Raw genomic sequence first — 19,545 nt, 5'->3', positions numbered from 1 at the left:
CTCGCGCCGCCATTCGGAGATTGCCATGTTCGATTTGTTCAATACCCTCGGTGAGCGACCCTCGGGACGTGCCCCAGTGGTGGCAGATTTCGACTGTCCGGTCGCTACACGAAAATTCCACGCCGGCATCGGTTCGCTCGACCTGCTCAGGGGGCTGCGCAACAGCCGCCAGAAACGTCGGCCGCTGTCCCTGGCCGTGCACCTGCCGTCGCGCTTGCGCCTGGCCTCGTGTTCACCCCTGGCCCACGACTGTCGCTGCGGCGAAATCGACGGCTACCTGCAACGCCTGACGTACGAGATGGGGCTGGTGGGTTGCCATCTGGGCGCAGGACGACGGGTCGAGGCGTTCTGCCTGACCGGCGGTACTCCGGTCATCGCCCATCTGCAACGGCTGATGGGCGACCTGCGCAAGCGCTTTGACTTTTGCGAGTACGACAGCGGCGACCACAGTATCGAGGTGGACTTGCACCACACGGACTGGTCGACCATGGGCCTGATCCGTGACCAGGGTTTCACCCATGTCAGCATCGGTGTGCCCGACATTGGCATCGACAGCGAGCTGTCCGTCGACTGCTACCAGAACCCGGCACCGATTCATTCGCTGATCGATGCGGCGCGCACCTTCGGCTTTCGGTCCATCAACATTGACCTCGGTTACGGCCATGCCTGGCAAACGCCGCAAAGCTTTGCGTTGAAGCTGGCGACGCTGATCGAGCTGGAGCCGGACCGGCTGCACGTCTTTGACTATGGCCGCGCGCCGTATCGTTATCGCTCGAAAAGCACCGGCGTGGCCGGCGCCTATTGCAGCCCGGCCGACAAGGACGCCATGCGCCGCATCTGTTGCGAGCAACTGATCGGCGCCGGTTATCACTACATCGGCCTGGGCCAGTTCGTGCGGGCCGACGATGACCTGGCGGTGGCCCAGGAGCATGGACGCCTGCATCGCAATTGCCTGGGGTTCACCCGCCATGGCTGTTGCGATCACGTGGGGTTCGGGTTGTCGGCGGTCACGCAGATCGAGCATCTGTATGTGCAGAACACCGACAACCTGTTGCATTACTGCCAGCAGTTGGACGCCGGGCAACTGCCGGTGTATCGCGGCTGGCGCTGTGAGGCGCAGGATCAGGTCAAGGCGACCGTGACCGAGCAACTGGCCTGCGACCTGGAGCTGGATATCCCGGCCATCGAAACACGTTTCGGCCTGGTGTTTCGCGAGTACTTCGCGTCCATCTGGCCGTTGCTGGAGGCGTTGCACGACAAGGGATTGATCGAACTGACCAGCCGTTTTATCGGCATCCTGCCTGCCGGGCGCCTGAATGTGGACGCGATCTGCAATCTGTTCGACCCGGATCCGAATGACGCGAGCCTACACGCCCTGGAAAAGTTGAATCCTTCATGAACGCCGTATCCGGTTTCAATCGTGCCCTGGTGGAAAAATACGACCGCCCGGGGCCGCGCTACACCTCCTATCCGACCGCCCCGCAGTTTCACCAGGCGTTTGCCATGGACGAATACCGCCAGGCCGCCCAGCGCAGCAACCAGGCGCCGCAGCCCAAGGCGTTGTCGGTGTACATCCATATCCCGTTCTGCCAGAGCCTTTGCTATTACTGCGCCTGCCACAAGATCATCACCCGCAAGACCCCTCGCGCGGCCGAGTACCTGACCTACCTGAAACGCGAAATTGCCCTCCAGGCCGCGCTGTTCGACCGCTCGCGCAAGCTGACCCAATTGCATCTGGGCGGGGGCACGCCGACGTACCTGACCCACGAGCAACTGGCGGACCTGATGGACTGCCTGCACCAATCGTTCGACATGGACGACAGCGATGCCCACGAGTTCTCCATCGAAGTCGACCCCCGTACGATCGATGCCGGGCAGGTCCTGGGCCTGCGGCAGTTGGGCTTCAATCGGCTGAGCTTTGGCGTGCAGGACTTCGACGCCCAGGTGCAGGTCGCGGTCAACCGGGTGCAAAGCGAGGCACAAGTGGCCGAGCTGGTAGAGGCGGCGCGAGCCGCACGCTTCAAGTCGATCAGCGTCGACCTGATCTATGGCCTGCCGTTGCAGACCATCGCCAGTTTCGACGTGACCTTGAGCAAGATCATCGCCCTGCGCCCCGACCGTATTGCCGCCTACAGCTACGCTCATCTGCCCAGCCGGGTGCGTGCCCAGCGGATGATCCGCCCTGAAGACATGCCCCCGCCCGAGCGCAAGCTGCAATTGCTGGAGTTGACCATCAACCGCTTGACCGAGGCCGGGTATGTCTACATCGGCATGGACCATTTCGCCCTGCCGGACGACGAATTGGTACTCGCCCGCGCCCGGGGTTCGCTGCAGCGCAACTTCCAGGGTTACTCCACCCATGCCGATTGCGACTTGATTGGTCTGGGGGTGTCGTCGATCGGCAAGGTGGGGGATAGCTACAACCAGAACGTCAAGGAACTCTCCCAGTATTACGCGCGCCTGGACCAGGGCATGCTGGCGGTGCAGAGGGGCTACCGCCTGAGCGCTGACGACCTTCTGCGGCGCGAGATCATCAGTGAACTGATGTGCCACGGACGCATCGCCTTCGCCCGGATCGAGGCGGCACACGGTATTTGTTTCAACACCTACTTCGCCGAGGCCCTGGCCGCGCTCCAGGAACTGGTCGGCGACGGCTTGCTGGAGATCCACCACGACGCCCTGGTATTGCTGCCCCAGGGGCAATTGATGATGCGCAACGTGGCCATGGCGTTCGATGCCTACCTGGGCGCGGATCGAACGGTCCAGTACTCGCGCACGGTGTAATCGCGCGGTACAGACCTGTGGTCAAGCATGTGCGGAGCAGACCAACCCGGTCCGCCCCCGCTTTTCCGTGGCGAGGAGCTTGCTCCCGCTGGGCCGCGAAGCGGCCCCCTTGGATTTTGATGCAGTCATTCAGATAGCGCGCGGGGCCAGCACTTTTGGGTCTGCTGCGCAGCCCAGCGGGAGCAAGCTCCCTCGCCACGGGTGACGCAGGGTACGGACCTGTGGCTAGGGGATTTTGCGGAGCAGACCAACCCGGTCCGCCCCTCAAAGCCTGCCGCCCCCCGCTTTTCCGTGGCGAGGGAGCTTGCTCCCGCTGGGTCGCGAAGCGGCCCCCTTGGGTTTTGATGCAGTCAATCAGATAGCGCGCGGGGCGAGCACTTCTGGGTCTGCTGCGCAGCCCAGCGGGAGCAAGCTCCCTCGCCACGGGTGACGCCCAGCTTTCTGTGGCGAGGAACTGGTCACCGGGTTGATGTGCCAGGTTGCAAGGCTCGGCCCAGGAATGGGGCGGTGCGGCTTTCCTGGCATTGGGCGACTTTGGCCGGTGTGCCGCACACCACGACGTTCCCGCCCTGGGTCCCGGCGCCGGGGCCGATGTCGATGACCCAGTCGCTTTGCGCCACGACGCGCATGTCGTGTTCCACCACGACCACCGTGTGGCCCTCATCCACCAGACGATTGAGTTGCACCAGCAAGCGGTCCACGTCCTGGGGGTGCAAGCCGTTGGTGGGTTCGTCCAGCACGTACAAGGTGGCGCCCCGGGCCTTGCGTTGCAGTTCCGTCGCCAGTTTGATGCGCTGCGCCTCGCCGCCGGACAGTTCCGTGGCCGGCTGGCCCAGGCGCAAGTAGCCCAGGCCGATGTCCTGCAACACTTGCAAGGTGCGCCGCGCCGCTGCTTGTTCGGCGAACACGTCGAGGGCCTGGTTCACGGTCAGTTGCAGCACCTGGGAAATGTCCAGGCCTTGCCAGCTGACTTCAAGGGTCTGCGGGTTGTAGCGCGCCCCGTGGCAAGTGGGGCAGGGAGCGTACACGCTGGGCATGAACAGCAATTCGACGCTGACGAAACCTTCGCCCTCGCAGGTCTCGCAGCGGCCCTTGGCGACGTTGAAGGAAAACCGCCCGGCATCGAACCCCAGCGCCTGGGCCTGTTGCGTGGCCGCGAACAGTTTGCGCACGTAATCGAACAGCCCGGTGTAGGTGGCGAGGTTGGAGCGCGGCGTACGGCCGATGGGTTTCTGGTCCACCTGGACCAGCCGCTTGATCCCCTCGAGCCCGGCGGTCACGTGCCCGCCGCTGGTTTGCACGGGTTCGTCCTCCAGGCTCTGTTCCTCGGGTTCGGCGTTGGCGCTGGCCTGGCCCAGGTGGGCGCCCACCAGGTCCAGCAGGGCCTGGCTCACCAGACTGGATTTGCCGGAGCCGGAGATGCCGGTCACCGCCGTGAAGCAGCCCGAGGGAAAGGCGGCGCTCAGGTTGTCGAGATTGTTGCGGGTGATGCCCTCCAGGCGCAGCCAGTCCTTGGGTGGCCGAGGGGCACGGGGGCTCGCGGTGTCTTCGGCAAAGAGGTAGGCGCGGGTCCGCGAGGCCTGCACCTGCCCAAGCCCCTGGGGCGGGCCGCTGTAGAGGATGTTGCCGCCTTGTTCGCCGGCGTCGGGGCCGACGTCGATGAGCCAGTCGGCGCGGCGCATGGTGTCCAGGTCGTGCTCGACCACAAACACCGAGTTGCCGGCGGCCTTGAGCCGTTGCAGGGCATCGAACAGCGCCTCGCTGTCGGCCGGGTGCAGGCCGGCGGAGGGTTCGTCGAGCACGTAGATCACCCCGAACAACTGGGAATTGAGCTGGGTTGCCAGGCGCAGGCGTTGCAGCTCGCCAGAGGACAGCGTCGGCGTGCTGCGTTCCAGGGCCAGGTAGCCGAGGCCCAGGTCGATGAGCGTGACGATCCGCTCCAGCAACTCGGCGGCGATGCGCTGGGCCGCCAGGCGTTTTTCCAGGGACAGGTTGTGGGTGTGTCGTGCGTCCGGTCCTCCGGCGTGCGGGTTATCGCCCCGGGCGGCGCGTTGCTCGCGGGCGGCCCGGGTCTGCTGATGGGTGAGCACCGCGCCCGGTTCTTCGGCTTGTTCGAGGTAGTCGGGGGCCAGGACGCCCTTGAGCACCTCGGCCAGTTCCAGCAATGGCAGGTGCGACAGTTCGGCGATGTCTCGGCCGGCAAAGGACACCGTCAGCGCCTGGCGCTTGAGGCGCTTGCCTTCGCACACGGGGCAGGGGCTGGCGCGCATGTATTGGGCCACGCGTTTGCGCATCTGCGCGCTTTGCGAATGCATGAAGGTGTGCAGCAGGTAGCGCCGGGCGCCGCTGAAGGTGCCCTGGTAGCTGGGTTCGAGCTTGCGTTTGAGGGCGGCGCGGGTCTGGGCCGGGGTGAGCCCGGCGTACACCGGGACCGTGGGGGTTTCTTCGGTGAAGAGAATCCAGTCGCGTTGCTTTTTCGGCAGGTCCCGCCAGGGCACATCGACGTCATAGCCCAGCGTGACGAGGATGTCGCGCAGGTTCTGCCCCTGCCAGGCCATGGGCCAGGCGGCCACGGCCCGCTGGCGGATGGTCAGCGAAGGGTCCGGCACCATGGACGCTTCTGTCACCTCATAGACCCGGCCCAGGCCATGACACTCCGGGCAGGCACCCTGGGGCGTGTTGGGGGAGAAGTCCTCGGCATAGAGCATCGGTTGATCGGCCGGGTAGCTGCCGGCACGGGAATAGAGCATGCGGATCAGGCTCGACAGGGTAGTGACGCTGCCTACCGAAGAACGGGCGCTGGGCGTGCCGCGCTGTTGTTGCAGGGCCACGGCCGGTGGCAGGCCTTCGATGCTGTCCACGTCCGGCACGCCCACCTGGTCGATCAGGCGCCGCGCATACGGCGCGACGGATTCGAAGTAGCGGCGCTGGGCCTCGGCGTAGAGCGTGGAGAAGGCCAGCGAGGATTTGCCGGAGCCCGACACACCGGTGAACACCACCAGGGCATCGCGTGGAATGTCGACGTCGACGTTCTTGAGGTTGTGTTCGCGGGCGCCGCGCACCCGGACACAACCGGCGCTTTCGGGCAAGGACGAGGGGGAGGCGGGGCCGGAGCGGGAGGGCATGGAAATTCCTTGTGTGCGTCTGCTTGAGGCGTCGTGGCTTTCGGGGCTTTTGTGACGTGGCGTGATGGATCGGCTGAAGAATGCAACCTGAGTCACAGCCCTGACAATAATGCGACCGGGTTCAACCGTTCTCGTGCGATAAAAATTTACTCGGGCCCCGGGAGATGAGAAAAGCATTTCCAGTTTTCCCAGGATACGGACCTCCCATGCCTCGATCGAAGCTTCTGACTCAACTGTTTGTTGCCCTGCTGGCCGCCGCGGCGCTGTGGTACATGTGGACGATCACCAGCGCCAAGCTGGATTGGGGCGGCGACAGCCCAGGCCGGCAAGACGTGGGCGCCGTGAAAGACACCCGCCAGCGGGCGATGAGCCAGTATTGCACGGGCGTGGTCGCGACCCCGAAAGGCACCTGGCTGGTCGGGCGCCTGGAAGGCGATGCGCAAATGTTGGAGCCTGCGGCCGAGGTCGTGAACCTGGACACCGTGGTCTACGGCAAACCGAAGGAGATCGAGGCCGCGCAGGACGCTAGCGCCTTCAGCGTTTTCTCGGCGCGGGAGACAGAAACCTCATTCATCTCACGGCTCGACGCCCAGGGGCAGTTCCAACTGGTAGCCCATGTCAGCGGCGCCGCGTGCCTGGTCGCCAGTCCCGATGGCGCCAGCCTGTTCCTGCTCACCGGCCTGGACCGGCCCGACGCGTGGACCACTGACGGTCCGCGGCAGACGGTTGTCCTGCGCAGCGATGACCAGGGCAAGCAGTGGACAGGGTTGAAGCAAGGTTTCTTCGCCGAGGCCGATCAGGTGGCCTGGAGCCTCGATCCTTATTTTCACGGATCGGATGAAGTGTGGGCCTGGGGCTCGTTGAGCGCGATGGACGCAGAGGTGCCCGGTGGCATTGCTACCGGCGTGTTCTATTCGGCCGATCGCGGCGCAACCAGCACCCCGATCGTCATCGCCGAATCGCTGCTGGTGAGCGCCCAGTACGCCCATGACCAGCGACCTGACGTCGTGCAGTGGCATACCGACTCGGAGGATCGGGGCGAAATCCGTGGTCACGTCATTCAGGTCGATGGGCAGCGCGCGTTCATCTGGTTGTCCCAACGTTTTTGGGGCAGTCATCCGGATGGCAAAAGCGACAACGTCGCGGTCAATGTCACGACGCGGGCCGAGTTGCAACGCCAGGCCGGGAAGTGGCAGATGGTGGCCAGGCAGCGTGACGACAACCTGTTTATCGATGCACTGGCGCAGAACGAGGCCGGGCGGGTGTTTGGCCTGATCGACCAGGGGCATCAGGGCCAGGACGTCGTAGCCGAGTTGGACACCGGCACACTGAACTGGCGCCCCACGGGCGAGTTGCCCAGCGTGTTTGCGCCCCTGGCCTCGGACAGCCGCTTGCGCGGCGATAACTTTTGGGTCGGGCAAAACACCTTGCTGATCAACACCAGCAGCGAGCATCACCCACCGCGTTGGCTCTACTGGTGGTCGGACGCCAGCATTTCCGCGGACGGGGTGTTTTACTCCACGGACTGGGGCGGTTCCTGGCACAAGCTGAATGTGGACGGCTACCTGGGGGTGCTGGGTTTCCAGCCGGGCCAGGATCGAGTGTTCTGGGCCAAGGGCAATTGGTACGACAACAATGACCTGGGGATTTACGCCTATGGGTTGCATTGAGGGGGCTTGCTCGCTGTAGGGGATGGGCCTGGTGCACTGGGGGGCTTCGCACGCAGGCTTCCGACAGCGCTTTTGTAGCAAGTTGATTTCAATCAAGGGCCAAAAAAAGGTTGGCCCCTAGGATGTTCGCCAAGATCCTGTCCTAAGCCCTGGCGTCCATGACCCCTTCCTTTGCGATGCTGCACCTGTTCCGCCACTGGCTGGGTGGCCTGTTGGTTTTCCTGCTGTTGTTCGCGGGCCTCGCCCAGGCCAAGGACTACGGGGACATCCAGCAGCAGCGCATCCACCATGTGCTGGGCCAGAGCGACGCGATCTCCGAGCCTGAAGGCCCCTACAAGGTGCGCACGCTGTCGGCGGCGGGCAAGGTCGTAGGCTACGTGTTCCAAAGCCTCGACGTGGTGGACATCCCGGCCTATTCGGGCAAGCCAATCAACGTGCAGGTCATCCTCGATCCGGCCGGTGTGATCCTCGACGCCTACGTGCTCGAACACCATGAGCCGATCCTGTTGATCGGCATCGCCGAAGAAAAACTCCACGCCTTCAGCGCGCGCTACAGCGGCGTCAAGGTCAGCCAGCGAGTGGTGGTGGGGCACTCCAGTGACCCGAATGCGGTGACGGTGGATGCCATTGCCGGCGCCACCGTGACGGCGATGGTGGTCAACGAGGTGATCATGCGCGCCGCCCACGATGTCGCGGTTGCCCTGGGGTTGGTCAAGGGCAACGCCGGGTTGACGGTGGCACCGGCCCGCGTGCGTGAGGACAACTTCGAACCCGCCGACTGGGCGACGCTGACCGGCAGCGGCGCGGTGCGTCGCCTGCACCTGACGCGGGGCCAGGTCGACGCCTCGTTCAAGGGCACCGAGGCCGAGCAGGTGGAAGTCGCCAGCGCCGAGCAGGCCGACGACACCTTCATCGACTTGTACGTGACCCACCTCAACCCGCCCACCATCGGCCGCAACCTCTTGGGCGAGGGCCCATACCGCACGCTGATGAGCGAACTCAAGCCGGGCGAGCAGGCCATCGCGGTCATGGGCAGCGGGCGCTACTCGTTCAAAGGGTCGGGTTATGTGCGCGGCGGGATTTTCGATCGGGTGGTGCTGCGCCAGTTCGGCGACACCATCAGCTTCCGCGACCTGGACTTCCAGCGCCTGGACGATGTCGCCGCCGACGACATGCCGGCCTTCGATGAAATGGCGATTTTCATCATCCGCGCCACCCATCGCTTCGACCCCGGCGCGCCCTGGAGCCTGGAGTTGCTGGTGCGCCGCCAGACCGGGCCGGTCAGCGGTACGTTCAGCAGCTTCGAGCTGGCCTATCAACTGCCCGAAGCCTACCTGGAACGGCCGTTGCCCAGCGCCGAACAACTGGCTGCGGCGCAGGAGGCCAGCCGGCCGATGTGGCTGACGCTGTGGTACCAGAAAAGTCTGGAGATCAGCCTGCTGGGGGCGGCGTTGCTGGTGCTGACCGTCATCCTGTTCTTCCAGGACGCTCTGGCCCGGCGGCCGACCCTGCTGCATTGGGTGCGCCGCGGCTACCTGGTGTTCACCGTGGTGTTTCTCGGCGGCTTCGCCCTGGCCCAATTGTCGGTGGTCAACGTGCTGACCTTCGTCCATGCCCTGTTCGAAGGCTTCCGCTGGGAGCTGTTCCTCACCGACCCGCTGATCTTCATCCTCTGGGTGTTCACCGCCGCCAGCATCCTGCTCTGGGGACGTGGGGTGTTCTGCGGCTGGCTGTGCCCGTTCGGTGCGTTGCAGGAGTTGATCAACGAGCTGGCGCGCAAATTCAAGGTGCCCCAGTACGAACTGCCATTCGCGGTCCACGAACGGTTGTGGGCGCTCAAGTACATCATTTTGCTGGTGCTGTTCGGCGTTTCGCTGGAGTCGATGGCCACCGCTGAACGCCTGGCCGAAGTCGAGCCGTTCAAGACCGCCGTCACCCTGCGGTTCGACCGCCAGTGGTGGTTCGTGGCGTATGCCCTGGGCCTGCTGGTGGTCAACCTGTTCACGCGCAAAGTCTATTGCCGTTATGTCTGCCCGCTGGGCGCGGCCCTGGCGATGCCGACACGCCTGCGCCTGTTCGACTGGCTCAAGCGCCGCAAGGAGTGCGGCAACCCCTGCCAGTTGTGCGCCAAGGAATGCGAGATCCAGGCGATTCATCCCGACGGTCGCATCAACGCCAACGAGTGCCACTACTGCCTCGATTGCCAGATGACCTGGCACAACGAAAACAAATGCCCGCCGTTGATCAACAAGCGCAAGAAACGCGGCAAGGCCGCGGTGGCCGACCCCCAATTGATTCCCGTGGTGCAGGTGACCCCGGCGCCTTGAGGCACCTGGAAAAACCCGCCCCCTGACCCTTTCATTCTTGATGGAGCACACAGCATGAGCGACAAGAAAAACGCCACGCCGGACGTGGTGGAAGAACCGCGGGGCGTGAGCCGGCGCAGTTTTCTCGGCACCGGTGCGGTCACCGGCGCCGTGCTGGCCGGTGCCACGGCGCTGGGCGCCGGGACTTTCACCCGGGAGTCATGGGCGGCGGCCGCCAAGGAAGCCAAGGAGGCCAAGTCCAAGGTCCATGTCGGCCCCGGCGAACTGGACGAATACTATGGCTTCTGGAGCGGCGGTCACCAAGGCGAAGTGCGGGTGCTGGGCGTGCCGTCGATGCGCGAGCTGATGCGCATCCCGGTGTTCAACGTCGACTCGGCCACCGGTTGGGGCCTGACCAACGAAAGCAAGCGCATCCTGGGGGAGAGCGCCAAGTACAAGAACGGTGACTGCCACCACCCGCACATCTCCATGACCGACGGCAAGTACGACGGCAAGTACCTGTTCATCAACGACAAGGCCAACTCCCGGATCGCGCGCATTCGCCTGGACATCATGAAGTGCGACAAGATCCTCACCGTGCCCAACGTGCAGGCGATCCACGGCCTGCGCCTGCAAAAGGTGCCCTACACCAAGTACGTGTTCGCCAACGCCGAGTTCGTGATCCCGCATCCCAACGATGGCCATACCTTCGACCTGCAGGACAAGAACAGCTTCACGATGTTCAACGCCATCGATGCCGAGAAAATGGAAATGGCGTTCCAGGTGATCGTCGACGGCAACCTGGATAACTCCGATGCCGACTACACCGGCAAATACGCCGCCAGCACCTGCTACAACTCCGAGAAGGCCTACGACCTGGGCGGCATGATGCGCAACGAGCGCGACTGGGTGGTGGTGTTCAACATCCCGCGGATCGAGGCGGCGATCAAGGCCGGCAAGTTCATCACCCTGGACGGCTCCAAGGTGCCGGTGGTCGATGGTCGCAAGACCGACGGCAAGGACTCTGAATTCACTCGCTACATCCCGGTGCCGAAGAACCCCCACGGCTGCAACACCTCGTCCGACGGCAAGTACTTCATCGCCAACGGCAAGCTGTCGCCGACTGTCTCGATGATTGCCATCGACCGCCTGGATGACCTGTTCGAAGGCCGCTACAAAGACCCTCGGGAAGTGATCGTCGCCGAGCCGGAACTGGGCCTGGGGCCGCTGCACACCACCTTCGACGGGCGCGGCAATGCCTACACCACCTTGTTCATCGACAGCCAGGTGGTGAAGTGGAACATGGACGAGGCCATCCGCGCCTACAAGGGCGAGAAGGTCAACTACATCAAGCAGAAACTCGACGTGCAGTACCAACCCGGGCACAACCATGCGTCCCTGACCGAGACCAGCGAGGCGGACGGCAAGTGGCTGGTGGTGCTGTGCAAGTTCTCCAAGGACCGCTTCCTGCCTACCGGGCCGCTGCACCCGGAGAACGACCAGTTGATCGACATCTCCGGCGAAGAAATGAAGCTGGTGCACGACGGCCCGGCCTTCGCCGAACCCCACGATTGCATCCTCGCCCGGCGCGACCAGATCAAGACCCAGAAAATCTGGAACCGCAACGACCCGTTCTTCGCCGAGACGGTGGCACTGGCGAAAAAGGACGGTATCAACCTGGAGACCGACAACAAGGTCATCCGCGATGGCAACCAGGTGCGGGTGTACATGACGTCGATGGCGCCGGCCTACGGCTTGACCGAATTCACCGTCAAGCAGGGCAACGAAGTGACGGTCACCATCACCAACATCGACCAGATCGAGGACGTGTCCCACGGCTTTGTCATGACCAACCACGGCGTGAGCATGGAAATCAGCCCGCAGCAGACGTCCTCCATCACCTTCACCGCCGACAAGGCCGGCCTGCACTGGTACTACTGCAGCTGGTTCTGTCACGCCCTGCACATGGAGATGGTCGGTCGCATGCTGGTTGAAAAAGCCTGAGTCGGCCGAACGAGGAGACAGGCCCAATGGCCGGGAAACCGCAGCAACCCACGGGCCGCGCGTGCCAACCGGTCATTGCGCTGATGCTGGGCCTGTTATCGGGCGGCGCGTTCGGCGCGCCGCAGCCGATCACCGACCTGCCCTTGCAGGCCGAGGGCGACCAGCAATGGCGCCTGCCGGCGGGGCAGTACCGGGGCTCGTTCAGCGTCGATCAGCCGATGACCCTCACCTGTGCGCCGGATGCGGTATTCCTGGGGCAGGGCGAGGGCAACGGCGTGATCATCCAGGCGCCGAACGTGCGCATCCAGGGTTGTACGTTCCTGGACTGGGGCCATGACCTGACGGCGATGAACGCCGCGGTGTTCATCAAGCCTGTCGCCCAGGGAGCGGTGGTACGTGGCAACCGGATGCAGGGCCAGGGCTTCGGTATCTGGGTCGATGGCACACGGGACGTCAGCCTGATCGACAATCGCATCCAGGGCGACGCCAGCCTGCGTTCCCAGGACCGGGGCAACGGCATCCACCTGTATGCGGTCCACGGGGCCCAGGTCATCGGCAACCAGGTGCGCGACACCCGCGACGGCATCTACATCGACACCTCCAACGGCAACCTGCTCCAGGGCAATGTCCTGGAGGACCTGCGCTACGGCGTGCATTACATGTTCGCCAACGATAACCGCCTGCTGGACAACGTCACCCGGCGGACCCGCACCGGTTATGCGCTGATGCAGAGCCGCCAGTTGACGGTCATCGGCAATCGCTCCGAACAGGACCAGAACTACGGGATCCTGATGAACTACATCACCTATTCAACCCTGCGCGACAACGTCGTCACCGACGTGCGCGACGGGTCCACCGGCGACACCATGATCGTCGGTGCCGAGGGCAAGGCCCTGTTCATCTACAACTCATTGTTCAATCGCATCGAAGGCAATCATTTCGAGCGCAGTGCGGTGGGCATCCACTTGACCGCCGGCTCGGAGGACAACCGCATCGCCGGCAATGCCTTCGTCCATAACCAGCGCCAGGTCAAGTACGTCGCCACCCGCCTGCAGGAGTGGTCGGCAGACGGGCGCGGCAACTACTGGAGTGACTACCTGGGGTGGGATCGCAATGGCGACGGCCTGGGAGATGTGGTCTACGAGCCCAACGACAACGTCGACCGCCTGCTGTGGCTGTACCCGCAGGTGCGGCTGTTGATGAACAGTCCGGGCATCGAATTGCTGCGCTGGGTACAGCGAGCCTTCCCGGTGATGAAATCCCCCGGGGTGCTGGACAGCCATCCGCTGATGGCGGCGCCGGTCCAACCCCCACCACGCAACAGGGCTCAGGAGGACGCGTCTTGAACGTCGTCGAGATCGAAGGCGTCAGCCAGCAGTATGGCGACGTTGCCGTGCTGCACGGGCTGAACCTGAACCTGGCCCAGGGCGAAGTGCTCGGCCTGTTCGGGCACAACGGTGCGGGCAAGACCACCACCATGAAGTTGATCCTCGGCTTGCTGCGGGCCAGCGAGGGCCAGGTGCGGGTCTTCGGGCGCGAGCCCTGCGACCCGAGTGTGCGACGCCTGCTCGGCTACCTGCCGGAGAACGTCATGTTCTATCCGCAGTTGAGCGGGTTGGAGACGTTGCGTCATTTTGCCCGGCTCAAGGGCGCGGCGCCGGAGCAGGTCGAACGGTTGCTGGAGGAGGTGGGCCTGGCGGACGCGGCCCGGCGCCGGGTGCGGACTTATTCCAAGGGCATGCGCCAGCGCCTCGGGCTGGCCCAGGCATTACTCGGCCAGCCGCGGTTGTTGCTGCTGGACGAGCCCACCGTGGGCCTGGACCCCATCGCCACCCAAGACCTCTATCAGCTGCTCGATCGCCTGCGTTGGCAGGGCACCAGCATCATTCTCTGCTCCCATGTCCTGCCGGGGGTCGAGGCCCACATCAACCGCGCCGCGATCCTCACCCGCGGGCGCCTGCTGGCCCTGGGCAGCCTGGCCCGGCTGCGCAAGGACGCCGGTCTGCCGACCCTGATCCGGGCCTCGGGCCTGGCCCGCGCCGAGCAGTTGCAGCAGCACTGGCGCAGCGAAGGGCATGTCACCCAGGGCTGGGGCGCCGAGGGCTTGCAAGTGTCGGCGCCGGACGGCAGCAAGCTCGCACTGTTGCGCCAACTGCTGGCGCAGCACAACCCGACCGACGTCGAGATCAAGCCGCCGTCCCTGGAGGACTTGTACCGCCATTACATGGTCCGTGCAGCCAGCGAGGAGGCCCATCAATGAACCCGATCCAGACCATGGCCCGCAAGGAGTTCTGCGACGGCCTGCGCAATCGCTGGTTGTTGGCGATCAGTCTGCTGTTCGCCGTGCTGGCCATTGGTATCGCCTGGCTGGGCGCCGCGGCGTCGGGGCAGTTGGGCTTCACCTCGGTGCCGGCGACGGTGGCGAGCCTGTCGAGCCTGGCGACCTTCCTGATGCCCCTGATCGCCTTGCTGCTGGCCTATGACGCCATCGTCGGCGAGGACGAAAGCGGCACCTTGCTGCTGTTGCTGACCTACCCGTTGGGGCGCGGTCAGTTGCTGCTGGGCAAGTTCGTCGGACACGGCCTGATCCTGGCCCTGGCGACGTTCATCGGTTTCGGCTGCGCGATACTTGCCATTGCCCTGTTGGTGGATGACGTCGAACTGAGCCTGCTGCTCTGGGCTTTTGGGCGCTTCATGGTGTCCAGCACGCTGCTGGGGTGGGTGTTCCTCGGCCTGGCCTATGTACTGAGCTGCCTGTCGGCGGAGAAATCCACCGCCGCCGGGTTGGCCCTGGGGGTGTGGTTCTTCTTCGTACTGGTGTTCGACCTGGCGTTGCTGGCGCTGCTGGTGCTGAGCGAAGGGCGCTTCAACCCGCAACTGTTGCCATGGCTGCTGCTGTTCAACCCCACCGATGTCTATCGGCTGATCAACCTGTCCGGATTCGATTCGGCCACCCACGGCGCCGCCGTGCTGACCCTGGGCAGCGATCTGCCGGTATCGGCGCCCGGGCTGTGGATGTGCCTGGTGGTGTGGATGGCCGTGCCGTTGTGGCTGGCCTATCGGCTGTTCCAGCGCCGGTGCCCGTGAATGTCTGATCTTGATAAGGAGCCTGCAACGATGAACAGGGTGAATTCCAAGGCGAGCCGCCTGCTGGCCGGGATGCTGGTGTGCCTGGCACTGGTGGCGTGTGACCAGGCCGTGCCGCCAGCGGCCGGCGAGGCGCCGCTGGCGTTCCATCGCAGTGACGAGTGCCATGTATGCGGCATGGTCATCACCGATTTTCCTGGGCCCAAGGGCGCGGCGGTCGGGGCCGATGGGGTGAAAAAGTTCTGCTCCCCGGCGGAAATGCTCGGCTGGTGGCTGCAACCGGAAAACCATCGGGCCGACGTCAAGTTGCTCGTCCATGACATGGGCCGCAGCCACTGGGACAGCCCGGATGACGCGCACCTGATCGACGCCCGCAGCGCCTATTTCGTGGTCGGCTCCGGGCTCAAGGGCGCCATGGGCGTCGTCCTGGCCTCGTTCGCCGAAGCCCAGGCCGCGCAGAAGCTGGCTACCGAGACCGGCGGCCAGGTCCTGCGCCTGGAGGACATCGACCAGAAGGTGCTGGGGCAGGCGGGAGGTATGTCGTCGATGAGTCACTGAAGTTGGTGTAGCACGTGAATCGTGCGGCACGACAATGAGCTGCACGGCAGTCGTGGCGAGCGAGCAAGCGCCCTCGCCACGCTCTCGAAGGGCTTGCCGCCGTCGTCTCATCCCATCGAAGCGTCCACCCACTACCCAAGTAGCATTCGTCGCCCCGGCCTATCTTCGTACACTCAAGGTCCCTATCACGCACCCGCCGGAGGCGTAAATGCAGCAGGCAGAAGGCGTGGTCAGCGCCATGTCCGCGGCGACGGATGTCCAGGAAGTGGCCCAGGCGCTGGCGCGGCAGTTGTTGCACCCGCACCTGGGTTTCGTGCTGTTTTTCTGTTCCGCCGCCTACGACCTGCCGGCCCTCGGTCAGGCACTGTCCCAGAGCTTTGGCGGGATTCGCCTGGTGGGTTGCACCAGCGCGGGTGAAATCACCCCCCAGGGCTACGGGCGCAATTGTGTGACGGCGGTGGGATTCGACCACCGGCATTTTTCCATCGCCGCCGAGCTGATCGGCGAAATGGAGCACTTTAGCCTGATCGACGCCCAGCAGATGGTCGAGCGTCTGGCCGGCGGGTGTCGCAGCAACGCCCTGGCGCCGATCAAGGGCCACAGTTTTGCGCTGACCCTGCTCGACGGCCTGTCCAGTCGCGAAGAAATGGTCCTGGCGGCCTTGAGCGCAGCGTTGGGAGACATCCCGCATTTCGGCGGTTCGGCCGGCGACGACAACCACCTGACCCACACCCACGTGTACTTCGAAGGCCAGTTCCACAGCGGCGCGGCGGTGGTGGTGCTGATCAATACCTGGCTGGAATTCGAGGTCTTCACCACCCACCACATCCTGCCCCGGGAAGAAAAACTGGTGGTGACCGGCGCCGACAGCGCCTCGCGACGGGTCTACGAACTCAACGCCGAGCCCGCCGCCGAGGAGTACGCCCGGCATATCGGCGTGCCGGTGAGTGCCCTCGATTACCGGGTGTTCGCGGCACATCCGTTGGCGGTGCGCATCAACGACCAGTACTACGTGCGGGCGATCCAGCAGGTGCACCCGGACCTGAGCCTGAGTTTCTATTGTGCGGTGGAGAACGGCATCGTCCTCACGGCGATGACGCCAGGGCCGTTGCTGGACAACCTGCAGGCCCTGTTCGACGGCTTGCAGGCGCGGCTTGGCGACGTGCTGCTGACCATCGGCTGCGATTGTTTCCTGAGGCGCCTGGAGCTCGAAGACCGCGGCGGCCTGGAGCAGATCGGCCAATTCCTGCGCGAACAGCGGGTGCTGGGGTTCAACACCTATGGAGAACAGTTCAATGGCATGCACATCAACCAGACGTTCACCGGAGTTGCCATTGCCCGTCATCGCGCCCCCGGCCATCGCTGAGCTGCAGGCCCAACTGGCCAACCTCGAACACGAGAACCGCAAGCTGCGGCGGATCAACGCGGCGCTGATCGAACGCGTGGAGTCCGGGGTGACCCGTGGCAACGACCCGTACGCGGCGTTCCAGCATTCGGTGGTGCTGGCCGAACAAGTGCGCGAACGCACCGATGCGCTGAACCAGGCCATGGCCGAGCTCAAGGCCGGCAATCACCTGCTGGGCGAGGCGCGGTTGCGGGCGGAAACCGCCCATCGGCACCTGATCGACGCCATCGAGAGCATCTCCGATGCGTTCGTGCTGTTCGACGCGCAGCAGCGCATCGTCCTGTTCAACAGCCGCTTCAAGGCTTTCTGGGCCCACAGCCGGGTGCGCATCATCGCCGGGATGCGCCTGTGCGAGGTCAAGCGCCTGATGACCGCCAACGGCCTGTTCAGCGAGGAGCCGCGGGGGCAGGCCGACGAGCACGTGCTGTACCGCATGCAGAACGGTCGCTGGCTGCAGGTCAGCGAGCGGCCGACCCAGGAAGGCGGGCGGGTGATGCTGTTCACCGACATCACCGACGTCAAGCTCAGTGAAACCGTGCGTCGCGAGCAAGCCATCGCACAGAAGTCCCACCTGCTGCAACGGGCCGTGGACAACCTGTCCCAGGGCGTGGCGATGGTCAATGCCCAGGGTGTGCTGGAGCTGTGGAACCGGCGCTTCCTCGAACTCAGCGGCCTGGCTCCCGTGGCGGCCCATCGTTCGTTCAGCGAAGTGATTGGCGACTCCGAGCTGCAATTGCTGACCCCGGCCAGCCGCGACAGCAATGGCCGCTCGGTCCACGAATGCGAACAGCGCCTGTCGGACGGCCGGGTCCTGGAGATCCGCACCCATCCGCTGCCCACTGGTGGCTACGTCAATACGTTCACCGACATCACCGAGCGCTACCAGCATGCCGAGGCACTGAGCGAAAGCGAGCGCTGGATCCGCTTGATCACCGACCACGTGCCAGCGCTGATTGCCTACCTCAACGCTGACCTGGTCTATGAATTCACCAACAAAGTCTACGAGCAGTGGTACTGCTGGCCCCGTGGCGTGATGCTCGGCCAGAGCCTGCGCGAGGCCCACAGCGAGCAGCATTACCAGCGCCTGGAAGCCTACGTGGCCCGCGCGCTGGCGGGCGAAAGCGTGACGTTCGAGTTCGCCGAAACCAACATCAACAACCAGGAGCGCTACATGCTGCGCTCCTACGTGCCCAACCGCCTGGCCAACGGTGAAGTGGTGGGGATCTTCGTGCTCATCCGCGACATCACCGAACGCCGCCGCACGGCCGAGGCACTGCACCAGGCTTATCAGAACCTGGAACAGCGGGTCCAGGAACGCACCGCCGAACTGACGTGCCTCAACGACCAGTTGCTGCGTGAAATCGATGAGCGCAGCCGGGTGGAAGTGCGCCTGCGCGAGGCCAAGCGAGAGGCCGAGCAGGCCAACTTGTCGAAAACCAAGTTCCTCGCCGCGGTCAGCCATGACCTGTTGCAACCGCTCAACGCCGCGCGGCTGTTCACCAGCGCGTTGCTGGAGCGCCGCGAGCCGGTCGCCAACGCGCACCTGGTGCGCAATGTGAGCAATTCACTGGAAGACGTCGAGAACTTGCTCGGCACCCTGGTGGACATCTCCAAGCTGGACGCCGGCGTGATCAAGGCCGATGTCGCGCCGTTCGGCCTGAGCGAACTGCTCGACAACCTGGCGGCCGAGTATGCCCAGGTGGCCCGCAGCGAGGGGTTGGCGCTGCACTTTGTCGGCTGTTCGGTGCTGGTGCGCAGTGACATGCAGTTGCTGGCGCGGATCCTGCGCAACCTGTTGAGCAACGCCATTCGCTACACCCCCAGCGGGCGCATCGTGCTGGGCTGCCGACGGCATCGTGGGCAGGTGTCGATCCAGGTCTGGGACAGCGGCATCGGCATCGCCGAAGACCGGCTCGAGGAAATTTTCCAGGAGTTCAAGCGCGGCGATGTGCAGCGGCCCAACCAGGACCGAGGGTTGGGCCTGGGACTGGCGATCGTCGAGAAAATTGCCGGGATCCTCGGGCATCGGATTCAGGTGCGCTCGTGGCCGGGCAAGGGCTCGATGTTCGCCATCGACGTGCCCCTGAGCGCCACGGCGCCCAAGCCGTTGCCGTGCCCGGACATGAGCGAACCGATGCTGGGGCGCCTGCGCGGTGCCCGGGTCTGGGTGCTGGACAACGATGCGGCGATCTGTGCCGGCATGCGCACCTTGCTGGAAGGCTGGGGCTGTCAGGTGACGACGGCGTTGTCGGAGCAGGACCTGGCGCGCCAGATGGACGACGACCCCGCCGGCGCCGATCTGCTGATCGCCGACTATCATCTGGACCACGACCAGAACGGCGTCGACGCGGTGGCCCGGATCAACGCCCGGCGCCCGGCACCGATCCCGGCCATGATGATTACCGCCAATTACAGCAACGAACTCAAGCAGCAGATCCGCGAGCGCGGCCACACCCTGATGCATAAGCCGGTGCGCCCGATGAAGCTGAAGATTGCGATGAGCCACTTGTTAGGCGGGGGCCAGAGCCACTAGGTAGAACCTCACTGTGGCGAGGGGATTTATCCCCGTTGGGCTGCGAAGCAGCCCCTGGTTCCATCTTGTGTAC

12 protein-coding genes are annotated in these 19,545 nt (G+C 64.6%); 11 read left to right on the top strand and 1 reads right to left on the bottom strand.

Annotated features, from left to right (window positions below):
* The first annotated feature begins 25 nt into the window (after nucleotides 1-25).
* Both V3H56_RS14905 and hemN read left to right on the top strand, forming a co-directional pair.
* Nucleotides 26-1,399 (top strand): coproporphyrinogen III oxidase, encoded by a 1,374-nt coding sequence (locus V3H56_RS14905; RefSeq protein ID WP_338473524.1) that lies wholly within the window; start codon nucleotides 26-28, stop codon nucleotides 1,397-1,399.
* The gene (hemN, locus tag V3H56_RS14900) at nucleotides 1,396-2,784 is read left to right on the top strand and encodes an oxygen-independent coproporphyrinogen III oxidase (RefSeq protein WP_338473523.1); all 1,389 of its coding nucleotides are present in this window, start codon (nucleotides 1,396-1,398) and stop codon (nucleotides 2,782-2,784) included. Before V3H56_RS14905 ends, hemN begins: the two co-directional genes overlap by 4 nt.
* A 458-nt stretch (nucleotides 2,785-3,242) precedes the next feature.
* Here the strand turns inward: hemN and V3H56_RS14895 are convergent, their stop codons facing one another.
* Nucleotides 3,243-5,909: an excinuclease ABC subunit UvrA gene (locus V3H56_RS14895; protein ID WP_338473522.1), complete on the bottom strand. Its 2,667-nt coding sequence runs from the start codon at nucleotides 5,907-5,909 to the stop codon at nucleotides 3,243-3,245.
* 206 nt (nucleotides 5,910-6,115) lie between these two features.
* Here V3H56_RS14895 and V3H56_RS14890 point away from each other — a divergent pair, with 206 nt between their 5' ends.
* The 9 genes from V3H56_RS14890 to nahK all read left to right on the top strand — a co-directional run bounded on the left by V3H56_RS14890 (nucleotide 6,116) and on the right by nahK (nucleotide 19,472).
* Nucleotides 6,116-7,579, top strand: coding sequence for a hypothetical protein (locus tag V3H56_RS14890; RefSeq protein WP_338473521.1), 1,464 nt, complete (start codon nucleotides 6,116-6,118; stop codon nucleotides 7,577-7,579).
* 176 nt (nucleotides 7,580-7,755) lie between these two features.
* A complete protein-coding gene (locus V3H56_RS14885; RefSeq protein WP_047739526.1) occupies nucleotides 7,756-9,906 on the top strand; it encodes a NosR/NirI family protein in 2,151 nt (716 codons plus the stop codon).
* A gap of 54 nt (nucleotides 9,907-9,960) precedes the next feature.
* Nucleotides 9,961-11,889, top strand: coding sequence for a TAT-dependent nitrous-oxide reductase (nosZ, locus tag V3H56_RS14880; protein WP_047737914.1), 1,929 nt, complete (start codon nucleotides 9,961-9,963; stop codon nucleotides 11,887-11,889).
* 26 nt (nucleotides 11,890-11,915) lie between these two features.
* Nucleotides 11,916-13,235, top strand: coding sequence for a nitrous oxide reductase family maturation protein NosD (locus V3H56_RS14875; protein WP_042730210.1), 1,320 nt, complete (start codon nucleotides 11,916-11,918; stop codon nucleotides 13,233-13,235).
* The gene (locus V3H56_RS14870) at nucleotides 13,232-14,149 is read left to right on the top strand and encodes an ABC transporter ATP-binding protein (RefSeq protein ID WP_042730211.1); all 918 of its coding nucleotides are present in this window, start codon (nucleotides 13,232-13,234) and stop codon (nucleotides 14,147-14,149) included. The genes V3H56_RS14875 and V3H56_RS14870 overlap by 4 nt, the downstream gene beginning before the upstream one ends.
* Nucleotides 14,146-14,976: an ABC transporter permease subunit gene (locus V3H56_RS14865; RefSeq protein ID WP_338473520.1), complete on the top strand. Its 831-nt coding sequence runs from the start codon at nucleotides 14,146-14,148 to the stop codon at nucleotides 14,974-14,976. Before V3H56_RS14870 ends, V3H56_RS14865 begins: the two co-directional genes overlap by 4 nt.
* Nucleotides 14,977-15,006: 30 nt before the next feature.
* Entirely contained in the window at nucleotides 15,007-15,534 is a 528-nt protein-coding gene (locus V3H56_RS14860; RefSeq protein ID WP_338473519.1) for a nitrous oxide reductase accessory protein NosL, read from the top strand.
* A 208-nt stretch (nucleotides 15,535-15,742) separates the two neighbouring features.
* On the top strand, nucleotides 15,743-16,900 hold the full coding sequence (nosP, locus tag V3H56_RS14855; RefSeq protein ID WP_042730214.1) for a nitric oxide-sensing protein NosP: 1,158 nt from the start codon (nucleotides 15,743-15,745) through the stop codon (nucleotides 16,898-16,900).
* Nucleotides 16,830-19,472 (top strand): hybrid sensor histidine kinase/response regulator NahK/ErcS', encoded by a 2,643-nt coding sequence (gene nahK / locus V3H56_RS14850; RefSeq protein WP_338473518.1) that lies wholly within the window; start codon nucleotides 16,830-16,832, stop codon nucleotides 19,470-19,472. The genes nosP and nahK overlap by 71 nt, the downstream gene beginning before the upstream one ends.
* Nucleotides 19,473-19,545: the final 73 nt, after the last annotated feature.

The sequence above is a fragment of the Pseudomonas sp. MS646 genome, from assembly GCF_036693845.1.
Classification (GTDB): Bacteria; Pseudomonadota; Gammaproteobacteria; order Pseudomonadales; family Pseudomonadaceae; genus Aquipseudomonas; species Aquipseudomonas chlororaphis_E.
The sequence above is the reverse complement of the archived record's forward strand: the minus strand, read 5'-3'. Positions and strand labels throughout refer to the sequence as shown.

Excerpts from the sequence above, each read along its gene's own strand:
- nosP (WP_042730214.1), top strand. The coding sequence starts at position 15,743 with ATGCAGCAGGCAGAAGGCGTGGTCAGCGCCATGTCCGCGGCGACGGAT.
- V3H56_RS14895 (WP_338473522.1), bottom strand. The coding sequence starts at position 5,909 with ATGCCCTCCCGCTCCGGCCCCGCCTCCCCCTCGTCCTTGCCCGAAAGC.
- V3H56_RS14860 (WP_338473519.1), top strand. The coding sequence starts at position 15,007 with ATGAACAGGGTGAATTCCAAGGCGAGCCGCCTGCTGGCCGGGATGCTG.
- V3H56_RS14885 (WP_047739526.1), top strand. The coding sequence starts at position 7,756 with ATGCTGCACCTGTTCCGCCACTGGCTGGGTGGCCTGTTGGTTTTCCTG.
- nahK (WP_338473518.1), top strand. The coding sequence starts at position 16,830 with ATGGCATGCACATCAACCAGACGTTCACCGGAGTTGCCATTGCCCGTC.
- V3H56_RS14875 (WP_042730210.1), top strand. The coding sequence starts at position 11,916 with ATGGCCGGGAAACCGCAGCAACCCACGGGCCGCGCGTGCCAACCGGTC.
- V3H56_RS14905 (WP_338473524.1), top strand. The coding sequence starts at position 26 with ATGTTCGATTTGTTCAATACCCTCGGTGAGCGACCCTCGGGACGTGCC.
- V3H56_RS14890 (WP_338473521.1), top strand. The coding sequence starts at position 6,116 with ATGCCTCGATCGAAGCTTCTGACTCAACTGTTTGTTGCCCTGCTGGCC.
- nosZ (WP_047737914.1), top strand. The coding sequence starts at position 9,961 with ATGAGCGACAAGAAAAACGCCACGCCGGACGTGGTGGAAGAACCGCGG.
- hemN (WP_338473523.1), top strand. The coding sequence starts at position 1,396 with ATGAACGCCGTATCCGGTTTCAATCGTGCCCTGGTGGAAAAATACGAC.
- V3H56_RS14865 (WP_338473520.1), top strand. The coding sequence starts at position 14,146 with ATGAACCCGATCCAGACCATGGCCCGCAAGGAGTTCTGCGACGGCCTG.